Origin of the sequence: Microbacterium sp. SCN 71-21, assembly GCF_001725695.1 — a bacterium.
GTDB classification, from domain to species: Bacteria; Actinomycetota; Actinomycetes; order Actinomycetales; family Microbacteriaceae; genus Microbacterium; species Microbacterium ginsengisoli.
In genome coordinates, this window is record NZ_MEGA01000026.1 from 9,838 (window position 1) to 23,033 (window position 13,196).

Annotated in this window: 10 protein-coding genes; 4 read left to right on the plus strand and 6 right to left on the minus strand. The window is 70.9% G+C overall.

Going from position 1 to position 13,196, the window contains the following annotated elements; genetic code table 11:
* The first annotated feature begins 182 nt into the window (after positions 1–182).
* Both nudC and ABT08_RS05515 read left to right on the plus strand, forming a co-directional pair.
* The gene (gene nudC / locus ABT08_RS05510; protein ID WP_056519960.1) at positions 183–1,076 is read left to right on the plus strand and encodes an NAD(+) diphosphatase; all 894 of its coding nucleotides are present in this window, start codon (positions 183–185) and stop codon (positions 1,074–1,076) included.
* Positions 1,073–2,818 carry an ATP-dependent helicase gene (locus tag ABT08_RS05515; protein ID WP_048809225.1) on the plus strand — a complete coding sequence of 582 codons (1,746 nt, stop codon included), beginning with the start codon at positions 1,073–1,075 and terminating at the stop codon, positions 2,816–2,818. The genes nudC and ABT08_RS05515 overlap by 4 nt, the downstream gene beginning before the upstream one ends.
* Positions 2,819–3,651: 833 nt before the next feature.
* On the opposite strand, the gene ABT08_RS05520 is transcribed toward ABT08_RS05515, so the two are convergent.
* Positions 3,652–5,067 (minus strand): zinc-dependent metalloprotease, encoded by a 1,416-nt coding sequence (locus tag ABT08_RS05520; RefSeq protein WP_273190532.1) that lies wholly within the window; start codon positions 5,065–5,067, stop codon positions 3,652–3,654.
* A gap of 119 nt (positions 5,068–5,186) precedes the next feature.
* Here ABT08_RS05520 and ABT08_RS05525 point away from each other — a divergent pair, with 119 nt between their 5' ends.
* Entirely contained in the window at positions 5,187–6,356 is a 1,170-nt protein-coding gene (locus ABT08_RS05525) for a YlbL family protein (protein WP_056207236.1), read from the plus strand.
* Between the two features lie 83 nt (positions 6,357–6,439).
* The gene (locus tag ABT08_RS05530; protein WP_288114199.1) at positions 6,440–9,358 is read left to right on the plus strand and encodes a UPF0182 family membrane protein; all 2,919 of its coding nucleotides are present in this window, start codon (positions 6,440–6,442) and stop codon (positions 9,356–9,358) included.
* A gap of 54 nt (positions 9,359–9,412) precedes the next feature.
* Here the strand turns inward: ABT08_RS05530 and ABT08_RS05535 are convergent, their stop codons facing one another.
* The 5 genes from ABT08_RS05535 to ABT08_RS05555 all read right to left on the minus strand — a co-directional run.
* A complete protein-coding gene (locus ABT08_RS05535; RefSeq protein WP_288114201.1) occupies positions 9,413–10,279 on the minus strand; it encodes a prenyltransferase in 867 nt (288 codons plus the stop codon).
* Positions 10,276–10,587, minus strand: a complete 312-nt coding sequence (locus ABT08_RS05540) for a lycopene cyclase domain-containing protein (RefSeq protein WP_056207231.1) — start codon at positions 10,585–10,587, stop codon at positions 10,276–10,278. Before ABT08_RS05540 ends, ABT08_RS05535 begins: the two co-directional genes overlap by 4 nt.
* Positions 10,584–10,907 (minus strand): lycopene cyclase domain-containing protein, encoded by a 324-nt coding sequence (locus tag ABT08_RS05545; protein WP_288114202.1) that lies wholly within the window; start codon positions 10,905–10,907, stop codon positions 10,584–10,586. Before ABT08_RS05545 ends, ABT08_RS05540 begins: the two co-directional genes overlap by 4 nt.
* A gap of 1 nt (position 10,908) precedes the next feature.
* Positions 10,909–12,453, minus strand: coding sequence for a phytoene desaturase family protein (crtI, locus tag ABT08_RS05550; RefSeq protein WP_288114203.1), 1,545 nt, complete (start codon positions 12,451–12,453; stop codon positions 10,909–10,911).
* Positions 12,450–13,196 (minus strand): phytoene/squalene synthase family protein (locus ABT08_RS05555; RefSeq protein WP_288114204.1); only part of this gene is annotated, 747 nt, incomplete at its 5' end. The genes crtI and ABT08_RS05555, both read right to left, overlap by 4 nt.

Here is a 13,196-nt window from a genome sequence, read left to right on the forward strand (position 1 = left end):
GACGACGGCCGAGTCGAATCGTCCGGCCGCGCCATCGGTGAGCGCGCCGGCGGCGACGATGCGGGCACCCGGAACGGCGGCGGTGACGCTCGCGGCTAGAGTGAACGGGGTGCGCGCCATGCCCTCAGGGTAGGTTGCGAGGTCCCCCCTCGCCCGGCGCCACGCCCTGGGAGGAGCGATCGATGTCGGCACGTAACGCGCCCGAGGACGGTGCGACGGCAGGCTTCGATCGGGCCGGCGATGAGCGCTCCGACGCCGCCCTGGTCGACGCGCTCCGCGCCGACCCGGCGACCCGCGTGCTGGTCGTGCGCGGCGACCGGGTGTCGCTCACACCCGACGGTGCGCTGGAGCTCGTCCCGCCCGCGGCGGTCACCGGTCATCGCGTCGTGTGGGCGCTCCTCGGGCGCCTCGACGGCGTCGCGGTGCTGCTCGCCGCGTTGGCCGCGCAGCCGGCGGAGGAGACCACCGGCTCGCCGCTGCGCGCCGTCGCCGCGGCGTTGGTCCCCGCCGAGGCGGAGCTCGCGGTCACCGGCGTCGCGCTCGGACGATGGCTGCTGGATGCCCCGTACTGCCCCGCCTGCGGTGAGCTCACCGATCTGGTCGCCTCCGGCTGGGCGCGGCACTGCCCCCGCTGCGGGCGCGAGCACTTCCCGCGCACCGACCCCGCGGTGATCGCGGCGGTGCGGCATCCGACCGATCCCGATCTGCTGCTCCTCGGCGCCAACGCCGCGTGGGAGCAGCGGCGCTACTCATGCTTCGCCGGTTTCGTGGAGGCGGGCGAGTCGCTCGAGCAGACCCTCGTGCGCGAAATCCGCGAAGAGGCGGGCATCACCGTCGGCGACGTCGAATATCGCGGCTCGCAGGCGTGGCCGTACCCTCGCTCCCTCATGCTCGGCTTCCTCGTACGCGCGCTCGATGCCGCCGCGCAGGGTGACGGCGAAGAGATCGTCGAGGTGCGCTGGTTCCACCGCGATGAGATCGGTCGGGCACTCGCCGGCGAATCCGATCTGCTGCTGCCCGGTCCGTCCTCGATCGCCTACCGTCTCATCACGGCCTGGCACGCGGAGCGGCCGTGACCGGCTCCGGAGTGCTCTCCGGGCTCGATGACCGCCAGCTGGAGGCCGCACGCGCGCTCCGCGGCCCCGTGTGCGTGCTGGCCGGTGCCGGCACCGGCAAGACGAGGGTGATCACCCGCCGTATCGCGCACGGCGTCGAGACAGGCGCCTACTCGCCGCAGCGGGTGATGGCGGTGACCTTCACGGCGAAGGCCGCGGGGGAGATGCGCGGGCGCCTGCGAGCTCTCGGGGTCGAAGGGGTGTCGGCGCGGACGTTCCACGCGGCAGCTCTCGCGCAGCTGAACTTCTTCTGGCCTCAGGTGGCGGGGGACACCGTACCCGCGATCGTCGACAGCAAGGTGCGGGCGCTCGCCCACGCCGCCGACGGCATCGGCATGGACCCGTCGGCGGCGACGCTGCGCGACGTCGCGTCGGAGATCGAATGGCGCAAGGTCACCATGCGTTCGGTGGAGGCGTACGTCGATGCCCGGCCCCGGGGGATCGGCTCGTTGGATGTCGCGGCCGTCGCGGCACTCATGCGGGCCTACGAGAAGCTCAAGGATGAGCGTCGTCAGATGGACTTCGAGGATGTGCTCCTCGCGTGCGCCGGCATGATCGAGGCGGAGCCGCGTGTCGCTCAGGCCGTGCGGGAGCAGTACCGGCACTTCACCGTCGACGAGTACCAGGATGTCTCGCCACTGCAGCAGCATCTGCTGGACCTCTGGGTGGGTCAGCGCCACGACCTGTGCGTCGTGGGTGACGCGAGCCAGACGGTGTATTCGTTCGCGGGCGCCGATGCCCGGTTCCTGCTGGAGTTCGAGCGGCGGTACGAGAACGCCCGCGTCGTGCGCCTCGAGACGAACTACCGCAGCGTGCCCGAGGTGCTGCGCACCGCCAACGCCCTCATGCGCGGACGTCCGGGCGCCCTTGAGCTGCACCCGCCCGCGGGGAGGGCGGATGCCTCGCCGCCGACGTCGCTCACGGCGTACCCCGATGAGCGAGCCGAGGCGCAGGGCGTGGCCGCGTCGGTCGCGGCGCAGCTGGCGTCGGGGACGGCGCCTCGCGAGGTCGCGGTGCTGTACCGGTCGCACGCGCAGTCGGCGGAGCTCGTGCAGGCGTTCGCCGATGCGGGCATCCCCGTGACGGTGCTGGGCGGGGCGCGCTTCTTCGACGTGCCGCAGGTGCGCCAGGCGGTGATGGCGCTGCGAGCCGCAGCCGTGTCACCCACGGGGCACGACTTCCGGGGCTCGGTGCGGGATGTGCTCCGCTCGCTCGGCCACACCGACGAGGCGCCCGCGGCGGGGGGAGCGCTCCGTGATGCGTGGGAGGCTCGCGCGGCCCTGCTGAGGCTGGCCGACGAGGCGCCCGACGGAACGACCCTCAAGGGGTTCACCGACGCGCTGCTCGCCCGGGCGAAGGACCAGCACGAGCCGACGCTGGAGACGGTGACCTTCGCGACCCTCCATGCCGCCAAGGGCCTCGAGTGGCACCACGTGCACCTCGTCGGGTTGTCGGAGGGACTGCTGCCGATCTCGTACGCCCAGACGTTCGAGCAGGTCGACGAGGAGCGCCGACTGGCCTATGTGGGCATCACGCGGGCCGCGCGAAGCCTGTCGCTGTCGTGGTCGCGCGGGGAGGGGCGCTCGGAGCGTCGGGTGTCGCGTTTCGCCGAGGAGATCGGCATCCGCACTCTGGATGTGCGCGATGGGCGAGCCACTCGCGGCGCATCGACTGGTTCGGGATCGTCACGGAGTGGCCGCTGAGAGCGAGGTCCTCCTCGCCGGAGACGAAGCCGGCGAGCATCGTGATGGCCTCGACCAGAATGTGATCGGCGATCTCGGGCGTGGGCGCCGTGAGCAGCTGAGCCGCGATCATCGGCCACGCCGGATCGCGGTCGCGCCGATCGGCGTCGACGCACGCGAGGCAGGCCGTCGCGCCCGGTTCGACGCGCGGGCCGATGGTGATTCCCGTCGTGGTGAAGACCACCGGGACGTGCACGACGTCATCGCCGAGAGAGGCCGCATATGCGGCCGGATGCACGGCGTGGCTGGCGACGAGCACCTGAACGGTGCCGCGTGGGCGAGGCGCGCCCTCGGATACGAGCGGCGCGAACGGCGCGAGCCGGTGGCGCACCAGGCACACGAGTTCTTCGTCGACCCCCGGCCCGCCCGCGACCTCGACTGAGCGCAGCGGCCGGGGGACCCGCTCGAGCACCGGCTCGAGCGTTGCGACGAACCGCTCGAGGCTCTCGATGTCGATACCCGCCCGGTGCGCGGTGTACCCGAGAGAACCTTCGCCGATTCCGGTCACGAGGTCGGCGATCGCTCGCAGCTGCCAGTCGGGCGGGGAAAGGAGCACGAGCCGCGCATCGGCGCCGAACTGCACGTCGACGGGGCTGCGCCACAGCGGCGGGTGGGCGGGGTCGATGCGGTACATGCCCCGATTGTGCGTGCCCGCAGGACTCAGTCGCGGGACTCCACAGGAACTCGCGCGAGCGTCGCGGTCTGCGGGCGCTGGGGAGGAGCCGTCGCACGCGACGCCCGTCCCCGGTGACCACGGCGGACGATGCCGCGGCGATTCCCTCGCGGATGCCGCCTCAGACCGGCCGTCCGCCGTCCGCGGTGCCGGTCGGGTCGTCGTCGCGCTCGTCATCCGTGCCGGATGCGCGTGGCGCGTCGCCCGACTCCTCGGCGAGAAGCTGGCGCAGTGCGTCGTCGAACTCGTCCGGCTCGGGCGCCGTGCCCGCGGCATCCGCCTGCAGACGGGCGATGAGCGTCGACGGGTCGTCGATGTCGGCCGACGTCGGCATCAGGTCGGGGTAGTCCCAGAGCGCGTCGCGCGCCGCGACGCCGACCGCGTCGGTGATCGCCCGCCACATCGAGGCCGCCTCACGGGCGCGGCGGGGACGCAGCTCCAGCCCGACGAGAGACCCGAGGGCCTTCTCTGCGGGTCCTCCGACGGCGCGGCGCCGGCGCACGACCTCCGCGATGCGGTCGGCGTGCGGGAGACGGGCGGTCGCATCCGCGGTGACGACTTCGACCCAGCCCTCGACGGTCGCGAGCACGTCCTCCAGGCGGCTGAGCGCCGCGTTCTGCTGGTCGCTGCGCGGGGGGATGAGCGCCCCCGACTCGAGCAGCTGGCGCAGCTCGTCGGGCGACGACGGGTCGAAGCGCGACGCGACGTCCTCGAGAGCTGACACGTCGATGCGGATGCCGCGGGCGAACTCGCCGATCTGAGCGATCACGTCCAGGCGCAGCCACTTCGCGTGCCGGAACAAGCGGGCGTGCGCGAGCTCGCGGGTGGCGGTCGCGAGCGCGAGCTGGTCGTCGGGGATCTCGAGTCCTGCTCCGAAGTCCGCGAAGTTCTGGGGGAGGATCGCGGCGTGACCGGCGGGCAGCAGCGGGATGCCCACGTCACCGCCGGAGACGACCTCCATCGACAGACGTCCGACCACCTGACCGAGCTGGGTGGCGAACAGCGAGCCGCCGACGGTGCGCATGAGGCGGCCCGCGCCCTGTGCGACATCCCCGAACTCCTCGCCCGTCTGCTCGACCAGCGCGGCCGTCATCGCATCGGCGATGCTGCCGAAGACGGGCTCAGCGAGCTCGCGCCAGACCGGCAGTGTGAGTTCGACCCAGCGGGCGCGCGTGATCGCACCGCCCGGCTGCGCGAGCTCGGGGACCGTCGTCGCTTCGCCGAGCCACAGGTTCGCGAGGGAGAAGGCCTGATCGAGGTCGCTGCGCTGAGCGGAACTGACGGCGAGATCGCTCTGGCCGGCGATGTGCAGGGCCTGGCGCGAGGCCATCTCCCAGGTCGCCTCCTCGCCGCCGGCGAAGGCGGCCTGCATCTGCATCATCATCTGCTGCAGCGTCGCCGGGTCGATGTTCATCCCCGACAGGCGGGAGAGCAGCTCGGGATCGAGCTGGCCGCCGTCCGTGCCCCCGCCGAGCAGCCGCCGGAGCAGCTCGTTCAGGTCATCGCCCTGCGATGCATCGTCGTCGTCGTGTGCCACCTCAGTCGCCTCTCAGCCGCATGTCGAGCTGCCAACTACGCTAGTTGCACACACCCTCGCAATGCCCGGGACGAGCCAGATCGTCGTACGCCGGCCGCGAACGACACGACGGAGGCGGCGTGACGCTGTTCGACGAGACCGGGCCCGCGGCATCCGAACGGCCCCGGCGTCCGCGCTCGCGCGCGGGGGTCGCCGGCATCTGGGCGCTCGTCGTCGCGCTCGTCGCGCTGCTCGTGCTGTCGTTCCTTCCGTCGGCGTATGTGATCGAGACGCCCGGGCCGGTGTTCAACACGTTGGGCACCGTGCAGAACGACCAGAAGCAGCAGGTGCCGATCATCACCGTCTCCGGTGCGACCACCTACCCGACAGCCGGCGAGCTGTCGCTGTTGACCGTGCAGGTCGTGGGGACGGCCGACGCTCGTCCGTCGTGGCTCGAGTTGATCCCGGCGTTCTTCGACCCGTCGCGCTCGATCGTGCCCGCCGACGCGATCTATCCGCCCGACCAGACCTCACAGCAGCTGAGCGACCAGAGCTCGGCGCAGATGGTCGATTCGCAGCAGGAGGCGACTGCGGCGGCCCTCACCCACCTCGGGTACACCGTGACGCCCTACCTCTCGGTCTACTCGGTCGAGTCCGACGGTGCCGCCAACGGGGTGCTGCAGAAGGACGACGTCGTCGAATCGGCCGACGGCACCGCCGTGACGGATGTCGCGTCGCTGCGTGCGATCATCGCGGCCAAGGACGGCGCACCGGTGAGCCTGACGATCCAACGCGGGGGCGCGACGCAGCAGGTGAGCATCACCCCGAAGCAGCAGATCATCAACGGCCAGTCCACGTGGTTGATCGGGGTGTCGCTGCTGACGCAGTTCCACTTCCCGATCGATGTGAAGCTGCAGCTGTTCAACGTCGGCGGCCCGAGCGCGGGGATGATGTTCGCGCTCGGCATCATCGACACGCTCACCCCCGGCAATCTCAACGGCGGCAAGAACGTGGCCGGCACCGGCACGATCGACGCCGCCGGCGAGGTCGGGGCGATCGGGGGCATCCGCCAGAAGATGTACGGGGCCCGTTCCTCGGGCGCCGAGTACTTCCTCGCACCGGCCGACAATTGCGACGAGGTCGTCGGGCACATCCCGCAGGGGCTCTCGGTCTACGCGGTCTCGACGCTCGACGACGCGGTCAAGGACCTCACGGTGATCGGCTCGGGCGGGGACACCTCCACCCTGGCGACATGCTCGACGGTCATGGCCTCGCCGGCGCCGTCGGTCTCGCCGACGCCGACGCCCTGACCACTCCCGACACACCCGGAGGACGCGGCGACGCCGGGAAGATGCTCGGCGTTCCTCCAGAGCCCGCCTCGTAGGATGACAGGGTGACCTCCGCCACGGCGCCGAAGCCCACCCGTCCGAGTCGAACCCGTCGCGTCATCGCGATCTCCCTCGTGGTGATCGCGCTGCTCGTGGCCGCGTTCTTCATCTTCGCCAACGTCTACGCGGACTGGCTGTGGTACTCCCAGCTCGGCTTCCTGAACGTGCTCACCACGCAGTGGGTGTGGCGCATCGGCATGTTCGTGGTGGGCTTCCTGGGGATGGCGGTGCCGACCTGGCTGGTCATCAACCTCGCCTACCGGCTGCGCCCGGTATACGTGCGGCTGAGCTCTCAGCTCGACCGCTATCAGGAGGTCGTGGAGCCGCTGAGACGACTCGCGATGTGGGGCATCCCGATCTTCTTCGGGCTCTTCGCCGGCTTCGCCTCATCTGCGCAGTGGCAGACCGCGGCCCTCTGGGTCAACGGCGTGCACACCGCGACCGGCGACCCGCAGTTCAACCTCGACACCGGCTTCTACCTGTTCGCGCTGCCGTTCTACTCGGCCGTCCTCGCCTTCGCGTCGGCCGTGGTGTTGATCTGCCTGCTGCTCACGGCCGCGGTGTCCTACCTGTACGGCTCCGTTCGGGTAGGCCAGCGCGAGCTGCGCATCTCGCGCCCCGCGCGGGTGCAGCTCGCCATCATCGCCGGCGTCTACCTTCTGCTCCAGGCGGTGAGCCTGTGGCTCGACCGCTACAAGACGCTCACCAGCGCCGACGACCGCATCACCGGGGCGGCATACGTGAGCGTGAACGCGACGATCCCGGGTCTGGCCATCCTCTCGATCGTGGCCGTGCTCGTGGCGATCCTGTTCTTCGTCACCGCCGTGATCGGCCGGTGGCGCTACCCGCTGATCGCGACGGCCCTGCTGATCATCACCTCGCTCGTCGTCGGTGTCGGCTACCCGTGGATCGTCAATCTCGTGCAGGTGCGTCCGAACCAGCTGAGCGTCGAGAGCCAGTACTACCAGCGCAACATCGACGGCACCAAGGCGGGCTTCGGCCTGAGTGACCTGCAGGAGACGAACTTCTCCGCGAACACCACGGCACAGCAGGGGCAGCTGCGATCGGATGCCGAGACGACGGCGCAGATCCGCATCATGGACCCGGCGATCATCCCGCCGACGGTGGCCCAGCTCGAGCAGTACCGGTCGTACTACCAGTTCCAGAGCCCGCTGAGCGTCGACCGCTACACGATCGACGGGCAGACGCAGGACACCCTGGTGTCGGTGCGCGACCTCAATCTCAACGCGCTCGGCACGACCGCCAGCACGTGGCAGAACACCTCGCTCATCTACACGCACGGCTACGGGCTTGTGGTCGCCAAGGGCAACGCTCGCACCTCCGACGGCAACCCCGTCTTCCTCGAGCGCGGCATCCCGTCCGCGGGCTTCCTGACGTCGGGCGAGAAGTACGAGCCGCGGGTCTACTTCTCGGCGAACGCTCCGACGTACTCGATCGTCGGCGCCCCCGCGGGCACCGCGCCGATCGAGCTCGACTACCCGGCCGGCGACGGCAGCAGCACCGAGACGAAGACCACCTTCGACGGCAACGGCGGCCCGAACATCGGCAACGTGTTCAACCGGCTCATCTACGCGATCAAGTTCCAGGCGGAGCAGATCCTGTTCTCCGACTCGATCAACCAGGATTCGCAGATCCTCTACGACCGCGACCCCGCAACGCGCGTGCAGAAGATCGCCCCGTACCTGACCCTCGACGGCGAGCCGTACCCGAGCGTGGTGGACGGCCGCATCGTCTGGATCGTCGACGGCTACACCACGAGCGACCAGTACCCGTATTCGACGACGACGAGCATGTCCCAGGCCATCGCCGACGCGAACAACCCCACTCCGCGGGTCGCGCTCGACAACGTCAACTACATCCGCAATTCGGTGAAGGCGACCGTCGACGCGTACGACGGTCATGTGACGCTCTACGCCTGGGATCCGACGGACCCGCTCCTGCAGGCGTGGCAGAACGTCTACCCGTCCACGGTCAAGCCGATCGCCGACATGTCGGCCGACCTCATCAGCCACGTGCGCTATCCGACCGACCTCTTCAAGGTGCAGCGCACGATGCTGGGCGTGTACCACGTCAACGATCCGCAGTCGTTCTACCAGCGTGACAACGCCTGGACGACTCCCGCCGACCCGACCGACAACACCGTGCTGCAGCAGCCGTACTACATGACGATGCAGATGCCGGGCCAGGCCTCGCCGACCTACTCGATGTTCACCTCGTTCATCCCGCAATCCGACGGGACGAATGCGCGGAACGTCCTGATGGGCTATCTCGCGGTCGATTCGGATGCCGGCACCACCGCCGGCACGAAGGGTGCCGATTACGGCAAGCTGCGGATGCTGGTGATCAACGCCTCGACTCCGGTGCCCGGGCCCGGGCAGGTGCAGAACACGTTCAGCGCCGACCCCGCCGTCTCATCGTTCATCAACCTGCTCAAACAGGGGCAGTCGCAGGTGCTCAACGGCAACCTGCTGACCCTGCCCGTCGGTGGCGGCCTGCTCTATGTGCAGCCCGTGTTCGTGCAGTCGTCCGGCGCGACGAAGCTGCCGACACTCCAGAAGGTGCTCGTCGCCTTCGGCAGCCAGGTCGCGTTCGAGGACACCCTGACGGCAGCGCTCGACTCGCTGTTCGGTGGCAACTCGGGCGCCGCCGCGGGCGACAACGGTGTGACGGCATCCCCGGTGCCCACCGGGACGTCGACCCCGAGCGCCACGCCTACGCCGTCGCCCTCTGCGAGCGGAGGCACCGGATCGTCGACCGCCTACCAGGCGGCGCTCCAGGAGGCCAAGCAGGCGATGCTCGATCGTCAAGCGGCTCTCCAGGCCGGCGACTGGACGAAGTACGGCGAGGCCGACGCGCGTCTGACCCAGGCGATCAACACGCTGCTGCAGCTCTCCTCGCAGTGAACCGACGGTGGGGTGGGCGCGCGGGCGTCCACCCCACCTTCGGGCATTCGAGGCTCAGCGCGCCAGCTGCCACCACCAGATGAGCAGCAGCGTCACCGCGAACCCCGAGAACTGATTGATCCAGAGGAACCGATCCCATCCGACGGTGGCGCGGTGCGCGGTCTCGGCGGTGACCGCGCGATACGGCCACACGGCGACCAGGTAGGGCACGGCGAGCAGCGCGGCCAGCGGCGCGGGCCAGGCTCCCCCCGTCACGACGAGTGCGGCGGCCGCATAGCAGGCGAGCGAGAACCAGACGGTCGCGCGGGGGCCGATCGCCGTCGCGACGGAGGCGATGCCGGCCTCGCGGTCGGCCGCGACATCCTGCACCGCGCCGAAGGCGTGCGACGCGACCCCCCACAGGGCGAATGCCCCGATGACCGCGGCGAGGGCCCACGTCCAGGTGGCCCCGGCGAGCACGAGGCCGTAGACGGCCGGTGAGAAGAAGTGGATGCTGCTGGTCGCCGAGTCGGCGAAGGGACGCTCCTTGAGGCGCAGCGGCGGCGCGGAGTAGAACACCACGAAGAACAGGCTCGCGGCGAGCACCAGCCAGGAGAGCGCGGAGCCGACGATGACGAGGTAGACGACGAACGGCAGGCAGCTGAGGCCCGCCGCCCAGAGCGTCACGCGGTGCAGCCGCCGATCGAGCACAGCACCGTGAGCACCGCCCTTGCGGGGGTTGCGCAGGTCGGACTCGTAGTCGAACACGTCGTTGATGCCGTACATCGCGAGGTTGTAGGGGATGAGGAAGAACACCACGCCGACGACGAGCGTGACGGAGATCTCGCGGGTGGCGAGCAGGTAGGCGGCGCCGAACGGGTAGGCGGTGTTGATCCAGCTGACCGGCCGCGAGGACACGAACAGGGTGCGCACGACATTCATGCGTCGCTCCTCTCGCGCCGCGAGACGAGGGCGGCGATCGCAGGCACGAGGAACGCCGCGCACAGCGGGTAGGAGAAGTCCTCGATCGGGGCGAGTCCGATGCGGATGCCGCTCAGGTGCTCGGGCGGGTAGGAGAATAGCCCGGCGCCGATCATGACGTTGTCGAAGACGGCGGTGAGGGCGAGCAGGGCGACGGCGGCGAGGGCGGATGCCGCCATCCGCCGTCCGAATCCGGGGCGCACGGCGCTCAGCAGCGTGACGACGACGGTGATCGCGAGGAACGGGAGCACGAGCAGCGCGTAGGTCATCGAGGTTCCTTCCGCGCGAGGAGGCGGCTGCCGGCTCCGGCGCAGACGGCGGCGAGGTAGCAGAGGAACAGCAGGAAGGTGATCTCCTCGAGGGGGAGGTGCGGGGCCAGCTCGATGCCGAGGTAGAGCGGCGAGTCACCCTGCACGAAGACGCCCGCGGCGATGCCGACGAGATCCCAGACGACGAAGAACGCGGTGCCGACGAACACCGCGATCGCGGTGGTCAGCGGCCGCGCCCACAGGGCCAGCCGGTATCGCGCGTCGAGCAGCGCGACGCCCACCGCGGAGACGACGATGACGAGCAGATACAGGCCGGGCACGTCAGCGACCCGCCGGCTCGACGAGCGGCGCCGCGCTGCGGTCGGCGCGCAGCCGTTTGGCGACGAGTTCGGCAGAGATCAGGCACATCGGCAGCCCGATGCCCGGAAGCGACGAGGTGCCGGCATGGAACAGGTTCGGGACCTTCGCCGAGCCGTTGCGCGGGCGGAACACCGCGCTCTGGCGCAGCGTGTGCGCGAGTCCGAGCGACGTGCCGCGCCAGGCGTTCAGGTCGTCGGCGAAGTCGGCGGGCGTGATCGTGCGTCGTAAGACGACGCGGTCCACGAGGTCGGGCACGCCGCACCACGAGGCGATCTGGGCGATGGCGGCATCCGCTGCCCGTTCGATTCCCGCGTCTCCCGCCCCGTCGATGCCGCCGTGGCCGAGCGAGGGATCGGCGGGGATCGGTACGAGCACGAACAGGTTCTCGTGGCCTGCCGGCGCGACGGTGGGGTCGGTCGCGCTCGGGCGGCACACGTACAGCGACGCCGGGTCGGGGATCGCCGAGGGCTCCCCGAAGATCGCGTCGAAGTTCTCGCGCCAGCGCTCGGTGAACAGCAGGGTGTGGTGCGCGAGCTCGGGCAGTTCGCCCCGCACGCCGAGGAGGATCAGCAGCGACCCCGGTCCCGGCGTGCGTCGTTCCCACCAGCTCTCCGGCAGCTCGCGGTGGGTTTCGTCGAGCAGCGCCGTCTCGGTGTGGTGCCGGTCGGCGGTGGACACGACGACGTCTCCCCCGAGCATGCGGCCGTCGGCGAGCCGCACGCCGCGCGCCCGCCCGGCCACGACGTCGATCGCGGTGACGTCGGCGCCCGTCTCGATGACGACGCCGCGCGCCCGCACGAGGCGCTCGATCGCCCGGATGAGGGCGGTGAAGCCTCCCTGCGGGTACCGCACGCCGTCGGTCAGGTCGAGGTGGCTCATCAGGTGGTAGAGGCTCGGCACACCGTACGGCGATCCGCCCAGGAAGACTGCCGGGTACTCGAGGATCTGCCGCAGCCGGCGGTCCGTGAACGTGCGCTCGACGCGCGACGCGAGCGGCTCGACGAGCAGCCGCGCGAGCCGCGGCAGCTGCCGCGCGACGGCGCCGTCGGCGAGGCCCGCGTACCCGAGGTACGGGTCGTACAGGAAGCGCGAGACGGCGAGGTCGTAGGCGTCGGCGGCGGAGTCGAGGTAGCGCTCGAGCTTCGCGCCCGCGCCGCGCTCGATGCTCTCGAACAGAGCGGATGCCGCGCCCCGCCCGCTCGGCACGTCGAGGGCGTCGTACCCCTCGGAGTAGACGCGGTACGCGGGGGAGAGCGGGACGAGGTCGAGCTCTCGCTCGGTGGTGGTGCCGAGAAGACGGAAGAAATGCTCGAACACGTCGGGCATGAGGTACCAGCTGGGGCCGGTGTCGAACCGGAATCCGTCGCGGTCCCACGTGCCGGCCCGACCGCCGACGTCATCGCCGCGTTCGACGATCGTCACGGTGTAGCCGTCGTCTGCGAGGAGGGCGGCCGTGGCGAGCCCCGCGATGCCGGCGCCGATGACGATCGCGGTGCGGCCCGTCATCCGCGCACCCCGAGGCGCTGGGGCCGTGCGCCCAGCAGGGCGCGAGCGGCGAGGTACGCCTTGACGGGGTCGGGGACGCGCACACGGCCCGCGGCGGCATCCGGTCGACGCAGCCGTCGCGAGAGGGCGGCGAACAGGTCGTGGGCGGCGGTCACGGCGGGTCGGCAGTCGCGGGGGAGGAGCGGCACGGTGTCGGCGGCGAGGTCGAGGTCGCCGTCGATGCGGTCGAGCACGTCGGCGCGGGACCGGGCGTCGGTCGCGCCGAGGTAGTCGCGGCCGAGGCCGGCCGCGTCGTGGTCGAGGTCGCGCAGGAAGTTGACGTCCTGGAACGCTCGTCCGAGCGCGCGGGCGCCGGCGACGAGTCTGTCGTCGGGCTGGATCGGTGCGACCGCCCCCGCGTTCACGAACACCGCCAGGCACATGAGCCCCACCACCTCGGCCGAGCCGTAGACGTACTCGTCGTGCGAGCGGGCGTCGTGCACGGTCGCGTCGAGGTCGGTGCGCATCGACGCGAAGAACGGTGCGGTGAGGTCGGTGCCGATGCCGCACGCGCGCGCCGTGCCGGCGAAGGCGTGCACCACCAGGTTGCTGCTGAACCCGCGCGCGACGGCCGCGGCGACCTCGGCCTCCAGGCCGGCGAGAAGCTCCGCCTGGCCGTCGCGGGCCACTCCCGCCTCGGCGGCGGGACCGTCGACGATCTCGTCGGCGATGCGCACGAGCGCGTAGACGTTGCGGATGTGGGG

Coding starts and splice junctions, on each gene's coding strand:
- crtI (WP_288114203.1), bottom strand. CDS start 12,453: ATGACGGGCCGCACCGCGATCGTCATCGGCGCCGGCATCGCGGGGCTC.
- ABT08_RS05535 (WP_288114201.1), bottom strand. CDS start 10,279: ATGAATGTCGTGCGCACCCTGTTCGTGTCCTCGCGGCCGGTCAGCTGG.
- nudC (WP_056519960.1), top strand. CDS start 183: ATGTCGGCACGTAACGCGCCCGAGGACGGTGCGACGGCAGGCTTCGAT.
- ABT08_RS05540 (WP_056207231.1), bottom strand. CDS start 10,587: ATGACCTACGCGCTGCTCGTGCTCCCGTTCCTCGCGATCACCGTCGTC.